Source organism: Pseudomonas sp. Z4-20 (assembly GCF_051131955.1).
GTDB classification, from domain to species: domain Bacteria; phylum Pseudomonadota; class Gammaproteobacteria; order Pseudomonadales; family Pseudomonadaceae; genus Aquipseudomonas; species Aquipseudomonas marvdashtae.
Map to the genome: position 1 here is coordinate 4069974 of NZ_CP071641.1, position 16360 is coordinate 4086333.

Annotated in this window: 17 protein-coding genes; 7 read left to right on the forward strand and 10 right to left on the reverse strand. The window is 61.7% G+C overall.

The window, feature by feature from the left end:
• Positions 1 to 8: 8 nt before the first annotated feature.
• The 6 genes from flgJ to J3P82_RS18550 form a co-directional block, all read right to left on the reverse strand.
• Positions 9 to 1310, reverse strand: coding sequence for a flagellar assembly peptidoglycan hydrolase FlgJ (gene flgJ / locus J3P82_RS18525; RefSeq protein WP_434563887.1), 1302 nt, complete (start codon positions 1308 to 1310; stop codon positions 9 to 11).
• Positions 1311 to 1325: 15 nt separating this feature from the next.
• Positions 1326 to 2396: a flagellar basal body P-ring protein FlgI gene (locus J3P82_RS18530; RefSeq protein WP_434563889.1), complete on the reverse strand. Its 1071-nt coding sequence runs from the start codon at positions 2394 to 2396 to the stop codon at positions 1326 to 1328.
• Positions 2397 to 2456: 60 nt separating this feature from the next.
• Positions 2457 to 3152: a flagellar basal body L-ring protein FlgH gene (gene flgH / locus J3P82_RS18535; protein WP_434558118.1), complete on the reverse strand. Its 696-nt coding sequence runs from the start codon at positions 3150 to 3152 to the stop codon at positions 2457 to 2459.
• 67 nt (positions 3153 to 3219) lie between these two features.
• Complete coding sequence (gene flgG, locus J3P82_RS18540; RefSeq protein ID WP_057448533.1) at positions 3220 to 4005, reverse strand: flagellar basal-body rod protein FlgG; 786 nt, start codon at positions 4003 to 4005, stop codon at positions 3220 to 3222.
• Between the two features lie 49 nt (positions 4006 to 4054).
• A complete protein-coding gene (locus tag J3P82_RS18545) occupies positions 4055 to 4792 on the reverse strand; it encodes a flagellar basal body rod protein FlgF (RefSeq protein ID WP_434558119.1) in 738 nt (245 codons plus the stop codon).
• 232 nt (positions 4793 to 5024) lie between these two features.
• On the reverse strand, positions 5025 to 6590 hold the full coding sequence (locus J3P82_RS18550; RefSeq protein WP_434558120.1) for a sigma-54-dependent transcriptional regulator: 1566 nt from the start codon (positions 6588 to 6590) through the stop codon (positions 5025 to 5027).
• Between the two features lie 310 nt (positions 6591 to 6900).
• On the opposite strand from J3P82_RS18550, the gene phhA reads away from it, so the two are divergent.
• The 3 genes from phhA to J3P82_RS18565 all read left to right on the forward strand — a co-directional run bounded on the left by phhA (position 6901) and on the right by J3P82_RS18565 (position 9334).
• Positions 6901 to 7686: a phenylalanine 4-monooxygenase gene (gene phhA / locus J3P82_RS18555; RefSeq protein WP_434558121.1), complete on the forward strand. Its 786-nt coding sequence runs from the start codon at positions 6901 to 6903 to the stop codon at positions 7684 to 7686.
• A 98-nt stretch (positions 7687 to 7784) separates the two neighbouring features.
• Entirely contained in the window at positions 7785 to 8141 is a 357-nt protein-coding gene (locus J3P82_RS18560) for a 4a-hydroxytetrahydrobiopterin dehydratase (RefSeq protein ID WP_434558122.1), read from the forward strand.
• Positions 8141 to 9334, forward strand: a complete 1194-nt coding sequence (locus J3P82_RS18565) for an amino acid aminotransferase (protein ID WP_434558123.1) — start codon at positions 8141 to 8143, stop codon at positions 9332 to 9334. Before J3P82_RS18560 ends, J3P82_RS18565 begins: the two co-directional genes overlap by 1 nt.
• 196 nt (positions 9335 to 9530) lie before the next feature.
• Here J3P82_RS18565 and J3P82_RS18570 read toward each other — a convergent pair whose 3' ends face one another.
• Entirely contained in the window at positions 9531 to 10094 is a 564-nt protein-coding gene (locus J3P82_RS18570) for an NAD(P)H nitroreductase (RefSeq protein ID WP_434558124.1), read from the reverse strand.
• Positions 10095 to 10249: 155 nt separating this feature from the next.
• Between J3P82_RS18570 and J3P82_RS18575 the strand changes: the two genes are divergently transcribed.
• Positions 10250 to 11704, forward strand: coding sequence for a TrkH family potassium uptake protein (locus J3P82_RS18575; protein ID WP_434558125.1), 1455 nt, complete (start codon positions 10250 to 10252; stop codon positions 11702 to 11704).
• Here J3P82_RS18575 and J3P82_RS18580 read toward each other — a convergent pair.
• Complete coding sequence (locus J3P82_RS18580; protein ID WP_434558126.1) at positions 11661 to 12713, reverse strand: AraC family transcriptional regulator; 1053 nt, start codon at positions 12711 to 12713, stop codon at positions 11661 to 11663. The two genes, J3P82_RS18575 and J3P82_RS18580, sit on opposite strands and share 44 nt — an antisense overlap.
• Before the next feature lie 318 nt (positions 12714 to 13031).
• On the opposite strand from J3P82_RS18580, the gene J3P82_RS18585 reads away from it, so the two are divergent.
• On the forward strand, positions 13032 to 13343 hold the full coding sequence (locus tag J3P82_RS18585) for an Mpo1-like protein (RefSeq protein WP_434558127.1): 312 nt from the start codon (positions 13032 to 13034) through the stop codon (positions 13341 to 13343).
• Between the two features lie 14 nt (positions 13344 to 13357).
• On the opposite strand, the gene J3P82_RS18590 is transcribed toward J3P82_RS18585, so the two are convergent.
• Positions 13358 to 14176 (reverse strand): UDP-2,3-diacylglucosamine diphosphatase, encoded by an 819-nt coding sequence (locus tag J3P82_RS18590; RefSeq protein WP_186637248.1) that lies wholly within the window; start codon positions 14174 to 14176, stop codon positions 13358 to 13360.
• A 134-nt stretch (positions 14177 to 14310) separates the two neighbouring features.
• On the opposite strand from J3P82_RS18590, the gene J3P82_RS18595 reads away from it, so the two are divergent.
• Both J3P82_RS18595 and J3P82_RS18600 read left to right on the forward strand, forming a co-directional pair.
• On the forward strand, positions 14311 to 15060 hold the full coding sequence (locus J3P82_RS18595; RefSeq protein WP_434558128.1) for an AraC family transcriptional regulator: 750 nt from the start codon (positions 14311 to 14313) through the stop codon (positions 15058 to 15060).
• Positions 15061 to 15152: 92 nt separating this feature from the next.
• Positions 15153 to 16043, forward strand: coding sequence for a DMT family transporter (locus tag J3P82_RS18600; RefSeq protein ID WP_434558129.1), 891 nt, complete (start codon positions 15153 to 15155; stop codon positions 16041 to 16043).
• Here the strand turns inward: J3P82_RS18600 and J3P82_RS18605 are convergent.
• On the reverse strand, positions 16037 to 16324 hold the full coding sequence (locus J3P82_RS18605) for a SelT/SelW/SelH family protein (protein ID WP_434558130.1): 288 nt from the start codon (positions 16322 to 16324) through the stop codon (positions 16037 to 16039). The genes J3P82_RS18600 and J3P82_RS18605 overlap by 7 nt on opposite strands.
• Positions 16325 to 16360: the final 36 nt, after the last annotated feature.

The window sequence follows — 16360 nt, forward strand, 5'->3', positions numbered from 1 at the left end:
TTCAGACCTTATAAAGTCGTGGTGGCACCAGCCGAAGCGTAGTTTTGGTAACTCGTCATCTGCCGGGCTATGTTCGAAATCTTGCTGGCGTAGTTCGGGTCGGTGGCGTAACCGGCCTTCTGCAACTCGCGTACAAACTGTTCCGGGTTATCGGCAGACTTCAGGACATCTTGATAGCGACTGTTGCTTTGCAGCAGGTTGACCAAGTCATGGAAGCTGTCGCGATAGGAGGCGTAGGAACGGAACTCGGCCGTCTCCTTGACCATCGCGCCATTGCGGAATTCGCTGGTGATGGCACGCGCCGAATCGCCCGTCCAGTTCTTGCTGGCCTTGATGCCAAACAGGTTGTGGCTGCTGCTGCCATCGGGCTGGCGCATGACCGATTTGCCCCAACCGGTTTCCAGGGCAGCCTGGGCCACCAGGTAGCGCGGGTCGACACCGATGCGGTCGGCAGCTTCCTTGGCCATCGGCAGCATGGCGTCGACGAATTCATCGGCATCGCGGAAGGCCTTGCGCGCGGGTGCCAGCGGTGGCTGGGCCACGGCGCGACCGTAAACCTGCATGTCGCCTTTGGGCTCGGCAGCCTTGAGCGCAGCCAGCCAGTCGCCATTGGCCAGTTCACCGGTGGCGGGCTTGACGGCGGTCACGGCGCGATCCGGCAAGACGTTATGGGCGACGGCTTCGGCGTTGACCGCGGCTGGCGGCACCAAGCCGGCGAGCAAGCGATCAGCGAGCTTCGGCGGCAGGGCCAGGCGACGCTGGTTGATCAGCTCCATGTCGTTGCGATGAATACCCTCGGCCCCTTGCGGCGCGCTCACGGCCCGCGAAGCCCAGAGCGGACGCTGGCCGTTGCTGCGCGACAAAGGTCCATCGGGCAGCGTTCCGGCGGCCACTGGCGTAGGCACCGGTGCCTTGACGACTTTTTCCAGCGCCTCTTGCTGCTTGGCGGCCGACAACGTGGCTGCCTCGCCGGAGGCCAGCGGCTTGTTCTTGGACATCTGGCGCAGCAGCACATCGGCCAGGCCGATGCCGCCGCCTTCGCGGGACATGGAAACGGCCAACTGCTGGTCGTACATTTCCTGGTACTGCTTGGCTTCCGGCGTATTCATTGGGTTGTCCTTGCCCAAGGCCTCGGTGGCCGAGCGCATGGACTTGAGCATTTCGCCGAGGAACAGCGACTCGAATTCCTGCGCCACTTTGCGCAGGTTGCCTTCGCTGTTCTTGTCGCCGACCTTGAGCTGGTTAAGGCGATTCAGATCCGAATAGGAGGCTGAATCCCCGCTGGTCAAAGCGCCTTTGCGCATATCCACCATGGCCCGTTTTCCTTAGATCACGATCAGGTCGGCTTGCAACGCGCCGGCCTGCTTCAAGGCTTCGAGAATCGCCATCAGGTCGCCCGGCGCCGCGCCGACCTGGTTCACCGCCCGGACGATTTCATCCAGGGTAGTGCCCGGGCCGAACTTGAACATCGGCTTCATTTCCTGCTCGGCGTTGACCCGCGAACGCGGTACCACGGCGGTCTGGCCGTTGGACAGCGGTCCGGGCTGGCTGACGATCGGGTCCTCGGTGATGGTTACGGTCAAGCTGCCATGGGTCACGGCGGCCGGCGACACTTTGACGTTCTGGCCGATCACGATGGTGCCGGTGCGCGAATTGATGATGACTTTCGCCACCGCCTGGCCTGGATCGACCTCGAGGTTTTCCAGGATCGACAGGTAGTCGACGCGCTGGCTCGGATCCAGTGGCGCGGTGACGCGGATCGAGCCGCCGTCGATGGCCTGGGCCACCCCTGGGCCGAGCAGGTCGTTGATCTTGTCGACGATGCGCTTGGCCGTGGTGAAGTCGGAACGGTTGAGGTTCAAGGTCAGGCTGTTGCCCTGGTTGAAACCGCTCGGCACCGCACGTTCCACCGACGCACCACCGGGGATGCGACCGGCCGACGGAACGTTGACGGTGATCTTCGAACCGTCGCGCCCTTCGGCATCGAAACCGCCTACCACCAGGTTGCCCTGGGCGATGGCATAGACGTTGCCGTCGATACCCTTGAGCGGAGTCATCAACAAGGTGCCGCCGCGCAAGCTCTTGGAGTTACCGATGGAGGCAACGGTGATATCCACTTGCTGGCCGGGCTTGGCAAACGCCGGCAGATCGGCGCTGATCGACACCGCCGCGACGTTCTTCAATTGCACGTTGCCGGAGCCGGCCGGCACCTTGATGCCGAACTGCGACAACATGTTGTTGAAGGTCTGCAGGGTGAACGGGGTCTGGGTAGTCTGGTCACCGGTGCCGTTAAGGCCCACGACCAGGCCGTAGCCGATCAACTGGTTGGAGCGCACACCGGAAATACTGGCGATGTCTTTCAGGCGCTCGGCGTGAGCGCTGAAGGCTGCCGTCATTGCCAGGGCGCCGATCAACAGCTGCTTGAGGTTCAACCGCTTAAGATTCAACTGGGCCACCTAGAAAGGGAACTTCGGGCTGAGGAAGAAACGGTCGAACCAACCTGGCTGACTTGCATCGGCAAAGGCACCAGTGCCCGAATAGGTGATGCGTGCATCGGCCACGCGAGTGGACGAAACGGTGTTATCGGTGGCGATGTCATCGGCGCGGACCATGCCGGCGATGCGCACCAGTTCATCACCGGTGTTGAGGGTCAGCCATTTCTCGCCCCGCACGACGATGATGCCGTTAGGCAGCACATCGGAAACGGTCACGGTGATCGAGCCGGTCAGGCTGTTGCTCTGGCCCGACTTGCTGTCGCCCTTGGTGGCACGGTCGGCGCCATAACCGGCACTGAGGCTCAGGTCGTTGCTGCCGATCGGGTTGTTGGTGGTCAGGCTCGAGCCGAACAACGACGTCAGGCCGACGCTGGTCTCGCTGGTCTTGTCGACCTGCGAGTTAGCGTTCTTGCTGGCCTGGGTCCGCTCGTTCAGGGTGATGGTGATAAGGTCACCGACCCGGAAAGCCTTGCGGTCGCTGTACAGGTTCTGCTCGAAACCGGCCTGGTAGATCGAGCCATTGTTGGCGGCTGCCGGCAACGGCGTGCGCGGCAACACCGGAGCGTAGTACGGGTCATTGGGCCGTGGCGTTGGCGCGACACAGCCCGCGAGTGCGGTAATCCCACTCAGTGCCAGAACAGATACGAAGCGTTTCATGACCCTACCTCTTGGTGTTGCAGGCGACCCTGGGGCCGCCCTGTCTACGTAATGACGGACGACGCGGTTAAAGATTCTGCGTAACGAACGAGAGCATCTGGTCGGCGGTGGAAATCACCTTGGAGTTCATCTCGTAGGCGCGCTGGGTGGTGATCATGTTGACCATCTCCTCAACGGTGCTCACGTTGGAGGTTTCCAGGGTGTTCTGCAGCGTGGTGCCGAAACCGTTCAGGCCCGGAGTGCCGACTTGCGGCGCGCCGCTGGCGGCGGTTTCCATGAACAGGTTGTTACCCACCGCTTGCAGGCCGGCCGGGTTGATGAAGTCAGCGGTCTGCAGGTTGCCGATCACCTGGGAGGCCGGGTTGCCTGCAATGGTGATGGACACGGTGCCGTCACGACCGACGGTGAAGGTCTGGGCATCGTTCGGGATGATGATGGCCGGCTCCAGGGCGAAACCGCTGGCATTGACAATCTGGCCATTGGAATCGAGGTGGAACGTACCGTCACGGGTGTAGGACGTGGTGCCGTCCGGTTGCAGGATCTGGAAGAAACCGCGACCGTCGATGGCCATGTCCAGCGGCTGCTCGGTGGTTTGCAGGCTGCCGGCGTTGAAGTTTTTCTGGGTGCCGACGATGCGCACACCGGTACCCACTTGCAGGCCCGACGGCAGTTCGCTGTCCTGGGTCGACTGGGCGCCTGGCTGGCGTTTTACCTGGTACAGCAAGTCCTGGAACTCGGCGCGGTCACGTTTGAAACCCGTGGTCGACACGTTCGCCAGGTTGTTGGAAATAGTGGAAAGGTTGGTGTCCTGGGCGGACAGACCTGTTTTGGCAACCCAAAGAGCCGGAAGCATTCGATTCTCCTCGTACGCCTGTTTTTCGGCGCAACGCTGTAATTAATAGTTAGATCTGCAAGACCCGAGCCATGGCTTCATCGCCTTCTTTGGCGGTGGTCATCATCTTGACGTGGAGCTCGAACTGCTTGGCCAGGGCCAGCACCGAAGTCATCTCATCCACGGCGTTGACGTTGCTCGCCTCCTGGAACCCCGACACCAACTGCACGTTGGCATCGATGGGCGCCGCCTGGCCGTCTTTTGAACGGATCGAACCGTCCAAGCCCTTGGTCATGGTCTTGAGGTCCGGGTTGACCAGCTTGATGCGGTCCACTTCAGCCATCACACGCGGGCCTTCGCCCATGGCGCGGATGCTGATGGTGCCGTCCTGGCCGATCTCGATTTTCTGCTCTGGCGGCACGGCGATCGGACCACCGTTGCCCATCACCGGCATGCCGTTGCCGGCCCGCAAGACACCCAGTGCATCGACATTGAGGCTGCCGGTGCGCACATAGCTTTCACCGCCGTCGGGGTTCTGCACGGCCATCCAGCCCGGCCCGCTGACCGCCACGTCGAGGTCGCGACCGGTTTCAATCAGCGCACCCGGGGTGAAGTCGGTGGCGGGACGCTCGGACATCGCAAATGCCCGCGCCGGAAAGCTGTCGCCGAACACCGGCATCGAACGTGCTTGCTCCAGGTCTTTCTGAAAACCATTGGTGGAGATGTTCGCCAGGTTGTTGGCATGGGCCCGTTGCGCCAGCGCGTTTTGGCTGGCGCCGGTCATTGCCACATAAAGGTACTTGTCCACTGTCGTTCCTCTGCATGCCGGACGTTTGCCGTCCACTGCTGTGTTGCACAGCCTTAAGCAATTTGCAGACCAACTTTTTTCTGGCGCTGATAGACCCGGTAAACAAAGGGCTTGGGACTACCTGAAGGGATATTGCAGATGTATCGAAGACGAAAAACCGGCGGTGTCGTGCCGCTGCAAGGCAAAGGTTTACCTATCCGGCAGCGGCACCCTATTTCTGTGCCAAGCTGATCTAGCCCGGTCCGGGCTCCTTGCCAACTTCATATTCGCGCAATTTGTTGGCAATGGTCGTATGGGAAACCCCCAGGCGCTTACCCAGTTGCCGACTGCTGGGGTGCTCGGAATACAAGCGCTCCAGCACGGCTTTCTCGAACCGTCCGACGATATCCTCCAACCCACCATCAAGTGAGAAATCGCCAAGGGGTTGGCGCACGCCGTAGTCCGGCAGGCGGATGTGCTCGGCCTTGACCGTTCCGCCGTCACACAGGGAAACGGCCTGGAACAATACGTTTTCCAACTGCCGGACGTTGCCCGGCCAATGGTAGTGACTGAGACGGTCCACTGCTGCTGGGGCGAGCTTGGGCAGCGGGCAGCCGATCTGGCGACTGGCCTGGTCGAGGAAATGGTCCACCAGCGGCGCGAGGCCGTCGAGGCATTCGCGCAGGGGGGGAATGTGCAGGGAGAGCACATTCAAGCGGTGGTACAAATCCTGGCGAAATTCTCCCCGTGCGCAGAGCTCCGACAAATCGACCTGTGTCGCGCAGATCACCCTGACATCCAGATAAACCTCTTCGTCACTGCCTACGCGACGGAAGCATCCGTCCTGCAGGAAGCGCAGCAATTTCACTTGTAGGCGCGGGCTCATCTCCCCTACCCCGTCGAGGAACAGCGTTCCCCCAGCGGTCAATTCCAGCAGGCCAAGCTTGCCTTCGGCCCGGGCGCCTTCGAAGGCACCGGGACCGTAGCCAAACAGCTCGGTCTCGGCCATTGACTCGGGCAGCCCGGCACAGTTGAGCGCCATCAGTGGCGACTGCCCACGCGGGCTCGCCAGGTGACAGGCGCGGGCCAACAATTCCTTGCCGGTGCCGGTTTCGCCTTCTATCAACAGCGGCGCGTCCAACGGCGCCATGCGCCGGGCCTCACGGACCACCGCCGCCATCACTTTCGAACTCTGGAAAATACTGTCGAAACCGCGCAGCTCCTGCTTGCGCACGTTATAGATACGTTCGCCCACCCGATCGGCGCGGTGCAGGGTCAGCACCGCGCCGGCCATGGCCTCGCTGTCGTCGTGTTCCGACTGTAGCGGGGCGATATCCGCCAGGAACACGTCGCCCTTGACCTTGACCCGCAAGCCATTGATGCGCGACTGGTTGGCGCGCACCAGCTCAGGCAGGTCAAAGTCCTCGGCATACCGGGACAGGGGAATTCCTGGTACCTCGTCCACTCGCACCCCAAGCAACTGCGCTGCAGCGCGGTTGGCCGCGACGATGGAGCCGCCCATGTCGATGGACAACACCGGAAACTCGAGGGCGCCAAGCAAGGCGTTGAGCTCCATGTGCCGACGCTCGCTGGGCATCAGTCCTACGCGCTTGACGCCGAATACCCCGGCGATGCTTTCGAATTTCGGACGCAGCGCCTGGAACTGGATGTTGATCAGGTTCGGGCAGTGCAGGTAGATCGCGTTGCCATGCTCACCACCGACCTCGCCACGGGCGACGTTGACGCCGTACTCCACCAGCAGGTTGAGAATGTCCCGCAGGATGCCGATGCGATTCTGACAATGGACTTTGATGCGCATGAAAAAGGCCCAGGTGTTTGAGATAACAAAGAGCTCCCTCGCACAAAGGTTTCTGCGAGGCGGCGCAAATAATCGTCAAGATTATGTGACACCTGTAGGACGTTTCACAGCTGAAAATCCCAACAACGCCGTGATACGCCTAAATACGTAACGAAAACTTTACACATTTTAACCAAAAGGCTTGTAGGAACCTGAATCAACCTACTGCACCGCATGCTGCTTCGGGTTATCTCTAATGCATCGCTGGACATAAAAACAAACAGCCTTTCCGCCGGCTCGAAACGCCGGAGGAAAACAGCAGGAGAGCAGCATGAAGCAGACGCAATACGTGGCTCGCGAGCCCGATGCGCAAGGTTTTATCCACTACCCCGCCGAAGAACACTCGGTGTGGAACACGCTGATCACCCGCCAATTGAAAGTCATCGAAGGCCGCGCGTGCCAGGAATACCTCGACGGGATCGACAAGCTTGGCTTGCCCCACGACCGCATCCCGCAACTGGGGGAAATCAACAACGTGCTGGGCGAGACCACGGGCTGGCAAGTCGCCCGGGTGCCGGCGCTGATTCCGTTCCAGACGTTCTTCGAATTGCTCGCCAACAAACAGTTTCCGGTCGCGACGTTTATCCGCACCCGCGAAGAGCTGGATTACCTGCAAGAGCCGGACATTTTCCATGAGATCTTCGGCCACTGCCCACTGCTAACCAATCCTTGGTTCGCCGAATTTACCCACACCTACGGCAAACTCGGGCTACAGGCGTCCAAGGAAGAGCGCGTCTACCTTGCTCGCTTGTACTGGATGACCATCGAATTCGGCCTGGTCCAGACTCCGCAAGGCCGGCGCATCTACGGCGGCGGCATCCTGTCTTCCCCGAAGGAAACCGTGTACTGCCTGTCGGACGAGCCGGAACACCAGGCCTTCGACCCACTGGAAGCCATGCGCACGCCGTATCGCATCGACATCCTGCAGCCTGTGTATTTCGTCTTGCCCGAGCTCAAGCGCCTGTTCGACCTCGCTCATGAAGACATCATGGGCATGGTCCAGCGTGGCCGGGAGCTGGGCCTGCACGCGCCAAAATTTCCACCGAAAGCGGCGTGAACCGCTACTTTTGATTTCAATTGAGTCTGTTGCGCCACGCCCCTTTGCTTTAGCGTGGCTGCATCGACGTTTTCCAATATTCGATTCGGGAACACACCATGACCACTCTGAACCAAGCCCATTGCGAAGCCTGCCGCGCCGACGCCCCGCAAGTCAGCGACGAAGAACTGCCGATCCTGATCAAGCAGATCCCGGACTGGAACATCGAAGTGCGCGACGGCGTGATGCAACTGGAAAAAATTTTCCTGTTCAAGAATTTCAAGCATGCCCTGGCGTTCACCAACGCGGTTGGTGAGATCTCCGAGGCCGAAGGCCACCACCCAGGCCTGCTCACCGAATGGGGCAAGGTCACCGTGACCTGGTGGAGTCATTCCATCAAGGGCTTGCACCGCAACGACTTCATCATGGCCGCCCGCACCGATGACGTAGCCATGACCGCCGAGGGCCGCAAGTAATGCATTTCGATGCCATCGGCCGTGTGCCCGGCGACCCGATCCTCGGCCTGATGGAGGCCTACGGGGCGGACAGCAATCCCGGCAAGTTCGACCTCGGCGTCGGTGTGTACAAGGATGCCCAAGGCCTGACGCCGATTCTTCAATCGGTGAAACAGGCTGAACAGAAACTGGTTGATCGCCAGGTCACCAAGACCTACATCGGCGGTCACGGTGATGCCACGTTCGGCCAATTGATTAATGAACTGGTGCTGGGGGCCGACTCGCCGCTGCTTGCCGACAAACGCGTCGGCGCCACCCAGACCCCGGGCGGCACCGGCGCCCTGCGCCTGAGCGCCGACTTCATCGCCCAATGCCTGCCGGGCCGTGGCGTGTGGCTGAGCAACCCGACCTGGCCGATTCACGAAACCATCTTCGCCGCCGCGGGCGTCAGGGCCAGTCACTACCCCTATGTGGGCGCCGACAATCGCCTGGATTTCGAGGCAATGTTGGCGACCCTGGGCCAAGTGCAAAAAGGGGATGTGGTGCTGCTGCACGCCTGTTGCCACAACCCCACCGGCTTCGACCTGACCCACGAGCAATGGCGCCAGGTGCTGGATGTGGTTCGCAGCCGCGGCCTGCTGCCATTGATCGATTTCGCTTACCAGGGCTTTGGCGACGGGCTGGAACAGGACGCATGGGCCGTGCGATTGTTTGCCGAAGCGTTGCCGCAAGTGCTGATCACCAGTTCATGCTCGAAGAACTTCGGTCTTTATCGCGACCGCACCGGTGCGCTGATCGTCTGCGCCCGCGACGCAGACAAACTGCTCGACATTCGCAGTCAACTGGCCAACATCGCCCGCAACCTGTGGTCGACGCCACCGGATCACGGCGCGGCGGTGGTGGCGACGATCCTCGGCAACCCCGAGCTCAAAAATGTATGGGCCGATGAAGTGGAAGCCATGCGCCAACGCATCGCTCAGTTGCGCAGCGGCCTGCTGGAAGCGCTCGAACCCCATGGCTTGCGTGAACGCTTCGCCCATATCGGCGTACAACGCGGGATGTTCTCCTACACCGGCCTCTCGCCGGAGCACGTCAGGCAGTTGCGCGAGCGCCACAGCGTCTACATGGTCGGCACCGGCCGGGCCAACGTGGCGGGCATCGATGCGACGCGCCTGGATGCGCTGGCCGAGGCGATTGCCGAGGTTTGCAAATAACACCACCGCCGGCCGTTGATTTTGTGGCGAGGGAGCTTGCTCCCGCTCGGCTGCGCAGCAGTCGTAAACAGGCCTGGCGCGGTGTGCCAGGCAGATAGCGTTGTTCCATTTGGGGCGGCTTCGCCGCCCAGCGGGAGCAAGCTCCCTCGCCACAGTGGATAAAACCAGCCTCAAATAATCCGCTGCCCTTGCGGGGCTACTGGCCTGTCCACTCGCTGACAAATTCTGCGGTTTCCACCTTCGGCGCCGTGCGCGCTTCTTTCTGCGGTGTACCCAAATATAGGAAACCGATCACCTCTTCCCCCTCTTCAAGGCCCAGCCCCCTCGCCACATGCGGCGAATACGCCAACTCACCGGTACGCCACACGCCACCTACCCCTTGGGCATAAGCGGCCAGCAGGATGCCGTGGGCCGCGCAGCCGGCCGCCAGCAATTGTTCGGCTTTCGGAATCTTGAAATGGTCCTGCAGACGCGCAACCACCACCACGACCAGTGGCGCGCGCAGCGGGCCATTAAGGGCCTTTTCCACAACCGCTTCGGGCACCAGCGGGTCATTGAAGCGGGCCGCTTCGGCCAGCAACTCACCCATGCGGTTTCGCGCCTGCCCTTCGACGGTGAGGAAACGCCATGGGCGCAACTGGCCGTGATCGGGCGCGCGCATCGCAGCGGCGAACATCACCTCGCGCTGTTCGAGAGTCGGTGCCGGGTCCACCAGGCGCGGGACGGAAACACGGTTGAGCAAAGCGTCGAGAGCCTGCATCTGCCACCTCCTGGAAAAAATGTTCGGCTATTCTAGTGGCTTGTACCGTCAGTTGGTTAGTTCAAATTCCGATACACGCGGCAGCGGGCGCCGGTTTACATGCCGCCTGTCGCAGGTAGAATGGCGCCCCTTCCCTTTCAGCCCGAGCGGACTCCATGGCGTTGCCGACCCTGCGGATCATTGGTTTCATCATCGGCATCTTCCTGATCACCCTGGCGATCTTCATGGTCGTGCCGATGGCCACGTTGCTAGTCTACGAGCGCACCAGCGACCTGCCGTCGTTCCTCTGGTCGAGCATGATCACTTTTGTCGCCGGCCTGGCCCTGGTGCTTCCCGGGCGCCCGGAGCATATTCACCTGCGCCCGCGCGACATGTACCTGCTGACCGTCAGCAGCTGGTTGGTGGTGTGCGTCTTCGCCGCGCTGCCCTTTTTGCTGACCCAGCACATCAGCTACACCGATTCGTTCTTTGAAAGCATGTCGGGCATCACCGCCACCGGCGCCACGGTGTTGAGCGGCCTGGACACGATGTCGCCGGGAATCCTGATGTGGCGCTCGCTGTTGCACTGGCTCGGTGGCATCGGTTTTATCGGCATGGCGGTGGCGATCCTGCCGCTGTTGCGAATCGGTGGCATGCGGCTGTTCCAGACCGAATCGTCTGACCGTTCGGAAAAGGTCATGCCCCGCTCGCACATGGTGGCGCGGCTGATCGTGGCGTCCTACGTGGGCATCACCATCCTCGGCACCCTGGCCCTGTGGTGGGCCGGGATGAGCCTGTTCGATGCAATCAACCACTCGATGTCGGCCATTTCCACCGGCGGTTTTTCCACCTCGGACCTGTCCCTGGCCAAATGGACCCAACCGGCCGTGCATTGGGTGACCATTGTCATCATGATCCTCGGCAGCCTGCCGTTTGCCCTGTACGTCTCGACGCTGCGCGGCAACCGTCGGGCGCTGATCAAGGACCAGCAAGTCCAAGGGCTTCTAGGCGTGCTGCTGGTCACCTGGCTGGTGCTCGGCACCTGGTATTGGATCACTACCGACCTGCATTGGCTCGAGGCGCTGCGACACGTGGCGCTGAACGTAACGTCGATCGTCACCACTACCGGTTTCGCCCTGGGGGACTACAGCCTGTGGGGCAATTTCTCGCTGATGCTGTTTTTCTACCTGGGCTTTGTCGGTGGCTGCTCGGGCTCGACCGCCGGCGGGATCAAGATTTTCCGCTTCCAGGTCGCCTACATCCTGCTGCGGGCCAACCTTAACCAACTGATCCACCCACGCGCGGTGATCAAGCAGAAGTACAACGGTCATCGCCTGGATGAAGAAATCGTGCGTTCGATCCTGACGTTTTCGTTCTTCTTCGCCATCACCATCTGCGTGATCGCCCTGCTGCTGTCGCTGTTGGGCGTGGAATGGATGACGGCGCTGACCGGCGCAGCCAGCACCGTATCCGGCGTCGGCCCGGGCCTTGGCGAGACCATCGGCCCGGCCGGCAACTTCGCGCCGCTGCCGGACGCGGCCAAATGGATTCTTTCGGGCGGCATGCTGTTGGGCCGACTGGAGATCATTACGGTGTTCGTATTGTGTATTCCGGCGTTCTGGCGTCACTGAGCGGAGTCGCGCTGCGCGCCCGGTATTCGCCGGGCGTGGTCCCGAACCAGCGACGAAAAGCGCGGAAAAAATTGCTCGGGTCGGCAAAGCCCAATAGATAGGCGACTTCCAACAACGTCATGCCCGGCTGCGCCAGATATTGCTCGGCCAGCTCGCGACGGGTGTCGTCCAGCAGACTCTGGAAACTGGTGCCCTCTTCCTGCAAGCGCCGCTGCAAGGTGCGCTGCGACAGGTGCAGCGTCTGCGCCACGACGTCACGCTTGGGCTCGCCCTGGGGCAGCAGCCGGCAAAGCACTTGCCGCGCCTGGTGTGTCACGCGGCTTTCGGAGAAACGCGCCAAGTACTCCCCGGCAAACCGATCGTGAAGCAGCGCCATCGCCTCGTTCGCCGTGGGCAGCGGCGCTTCGATGTCGACCTGCTGGAAAATCAGCGCGTCATAGGGCGCATCGAACACCAGCGGCGCGCCGAAAACCTGCTGATAAGGCGTAACGTCAACGGGCTCTGCGCCTTGGAAAAGCGCCTTCACCGGGTGCAAAGTGCGTCCGGTCAACCAGTTGCACAAGGCCAGCGCACAAGCCATGGACGCTTCGGCACTTTGGCGGGTGGGCGCAAGGTGGTCGCCGTGCACCGTCAGGATCAGCCCGTAGCCTTCTTCCAGGCGACGAAAAGTCAGCTCGGCACTTTCGGCGATGATTCGCTGATAACGCACCAGGCGCTGAAACCCTTCGACCAACGTTCGACTGGACATCAAGGCGTAACCGACCACATGGAACGATGCCGGGCGCACCACCTTGCCCATGTTCAGGCCTATGGCGGGGTTACCCGACAGCGTCACCGCCAACTGCCAGAGCCGCGTCATCGAGTCCTGGGGAAAACGCGCGTCCGGATCCTCCAGCGCCGCATAATCCAACCCCAACTGCTTAAACAGCGCCCGACAGTCCAGGCCATCCATTTCCAACGTCTTGACAATCCCCATCGCCCAGCTCGAAGAAGTCGTTCGTTCGCTCATGACGTTTACTTGCATGACGAGCCGCGGGGTACGGCCGGATTTGCGAAGGATATCAGTGTCCTGTCTTATGAATACGTTCCTTTTGGACGAGTGGCTGTTGTCGTCAGGCAAGGCGCCGCGACGAGTCATAGCCAGCTATGGCGAGGAGCGGCAACGCAGCATGATGGCAACAGACGCCGTCCAGAAGGAACAGTATTTGTAAGACAGGACACTAGACTGGCGCTGATTGTCACTGGTTGTGGCAAGTGGACGCTCTAGACTGAATGTAAGCGGTTCGAAACACCGGCCGCCAAAATAATAACCAAAGAGCCCGCCGTCTTGGAAAACACCAAACGATTCACTACGTTCACCGAGTTCTACCCGTATTACCTCGGCGAACACAGCAACAGCACCTGCCGACGCTTGCATTTCATCGGCACCTCCCTGGTCATCCTGATTTTCGCCATGGCCCTTGTCGTCGGTGCCTGGTGGCTGTGGGTCGCCCTGCCGGTGGCTGGCTACGGCTTCGCCTGGGTCGGGCATTTCTTCTTTGAGAAAAACCGTCCCGCCACCTTCCAGCATCCGCTCTATAGCTTGCTTGGCGATTTCGTCATGTATCGCGACATGTTGCTGGGCAAGGTTGCGTTCTAGCCAACCACAAGGGCCTAGGCAGGCTCGGTCACCTTCAGCTCAGCCTTGACCAGCGCCTCGCGCGCCTGGGCGTCCGCCAGTCGATACAGCTCGATCGTCCCGTCCCAATGCTCGATCAGTGCCGTGCACGACTCGACCCAGTCGCCGCAGTTGAGGTATTCCACTTCGCCCACCTTGCGCATCTCGGCGTGGTGGATGTGCCCGCACACTACACCGTGCAACTCGCGCTTGACGCATTCATGGGCGATGGCTTCTTCAAAATCGCTGATGAAACTGACGGCGGTCTTGACCTTGTGCTTGAGGTACGCCGACAGCGACCAGTAGCCGTAGCCATAACGGGCCCGCCAATGGTTGAGCCAGCGGTTCAGCGTGAGGGTGAACTCGTAGGCCGAATCCCCGAGGAACGCCAGCCAGCGGTGATAGCGGGTGATGACGTCAAACTGATCGCCATGGATCACCAACAAGTGCCGGCCATCGGCGGTCACGTGCACCGCTTCGTCCACCAACTGGATATTGCCCAGGATCAGCTTTGAATAGCGTCGCAGGAATTCGTCGTGATTACCGGTGACGTAGATCACTTCGGTGCCGCGCTTGCTCATGGTCAACAAGCGGCGAATGACGTTGGTGTGGGCTTGAGGCCAATACATGCCACCGCGCAGCTTCCAACCGTCGATGATGTCTCCTACCAAGTAAATCTTGTCGGTGTGGTAGCCCTTGAGAAACTGCGACAGGTGCTCGGCCTGGCAGTCCCGGGTGCCCAGGTGGACGTCGGAAATCCACAGGGTGCGAACACGCTGCTTGCGGCTGGGTCTGGCGAGCTCGGCGCTGGTCATGGGCAACCCTCTGATCGTTTTCACCACAGTGCACGCCAGCGGTTAATGCGTCATGACAGCAATAAGTCGATTACATGACAGCGCGAGACGCCGCGCCCCAGGTGTAGACTGGCCGTCAGCCCCTGGAGACCGCGATGAGACCGATCCTCACGCTACGCCATTACAGCCACGACTTGATTGTCCACAGCCACGACCATGCACAGCTGGTGTTCGGGTTGTCGGGCGCGCTGGACTTCGAAGTCGAAGGTTGCGGCAGCCAAGTGGTGCAGCAGAGTTTCGTGGTGGTGCCGGCCGGCGCCCATCACGCCTGTGGCAGTCCCCTGGGCAGTCGCTGCCTGGTGCTGGATGTGCCTGACGATGACTGGGTGGGGCAATGCCTGGGCAATCACGCCGATGCCAGTCGCAGATTGCTCGACAACACCGCCCGCCTGCTCTTGGATGCGGGGCAAAGCCAGTTGGTCAGCTGGCTCGCGGGCAGCCCGGTGGACGATCCGCTGATCGCTCAGCAAGGCGCGGTGTTGCTGCTGGCCAGCCTCAATGGCGCCCGTCACGAAACGACCGGCGGCCGGCGCCTGCCCTATGCCGCGCTCGATGCTCACATCGACCAATATGCCGCTTATCCGCTGCAGGTCGCGGACTTGGCCCGGGTCGCCGGGCTTTCGAGCGCTCGCCTGCATGCCCGTTTCGTCGTCGAACGTGGGCAGACGCCGATGGGGTACATCCGCAGCCGTCGTTTGCACAAGGCCGTGGCGCTGTTGCGCGAGACAGACCTGCCCATCGGGGAGATCGCCCACCGGGTCGGCTACAGCTCCCAGAGTGCCTTCGCCGCGGCGGTACTGCGCGAGTTCGGCGCCCCGCCGGGCAAACTCCGACGCCAACACTAGATCCGCGTTAAAAATCGCTAGGATCGCGACAGACAAAAACGCTCGGCACCGGGTTCAATACCCGCACGTCCAACCGCTCAACAAGGATTGCAATGACACCCCGTACCGCCCTCGGCGCCCTGCACATTGGCGCACTCATGTTTGGCCTGACCGGTGTATTCGGCAAACTCGCCGCCGCCTCGCCGGCCGTCATTGTGTTTGGCCGCGCGGTGTTCGCCGTGTTGGCCCTGGCGATTTTCGCCCGGTTCGCCAGCAGCACCCGCTGGCAGAAACTTCGGGCCCTGGACGCTCGCCGCTTGCTGCTTGGCGGACTGCTGCTGGCCGCACACTGGGTGAGTTTTTTCATCTCGGTGAAAATTGCCGGCGTGGCGATCGCCACACTGGGGTTCGCCAGTTTCCCCGCGTTCACGGTGCTGCTCGAAGGGCTGATCTTCCGCGAACGGATCCGCGCCAACGAATTCCTCCTGGTGGTCCTGGTGAGCATCGGCCTGGTGTTGGTCACGCCGGACTTCGACCTGGCCAGCGGCGCCACCACCGGCCTGCTGTGGGCGGTGGCGTCGGGGCTGCTGTTCTCACTGCTGTCGCTGACCAACCGCGCCGGCTCCGGGCATGTCCCACCGGTACAGGCCGCGCTCTGCCAGAACCTGGTGGTCGGGCTGTGCCTGCTGCCGATGGCCGCGCCGCAATTGAGCGAAGTGCGCCCCATCGACTGGCTGTGGATCGGCCTGCTCGGCGTGTTCTGCACCGGCCTGGCCCACAGCCTGTTCGTCGCCAGCCTGGCGGTGATCAAGGCCCGCACCGCAGCGGTGGTGTTCGCCATGGAGCCGGTCTATGGCATCACCATCGCCTGGCTGCTGTTCGATGAGAATCCGACGTTGCGCATGCTGCTGGGAGGCATGCTGATCATCGTCGCGATTGTGGTATCGAGCCAACTCAGTGGTACGAAAAAATCCAGCGTCAGCGCTCAAGCGCCGTCTCACTGAGTCCGGTCGTTGTGCCCCAGGTCGCGCTCCGGATCGATCCGGTCGCGGACCCGCTGCTTGAGGACCTTGGCCTCGGGAAAGCCGCCGTCGGCCTTGCGCTCCCACAGCTGCGTGCCGTCGCAACTGATGTGAAACACCCCACCGGTGCCCGGCACCAGCGACACCTTGCCCAAGTCGTCAGCGAACGTGCTGAGCAGCTCCTGGGCCAGCCACGCGGCGCGCAGCAGCCATTGGCACTGGGTGCAATAGGTGATGACGACTTCTGGTTTCGGCTTGGTCATGGCGGATGAACTCCTGGTTTCAAAGGCGTCGTTATA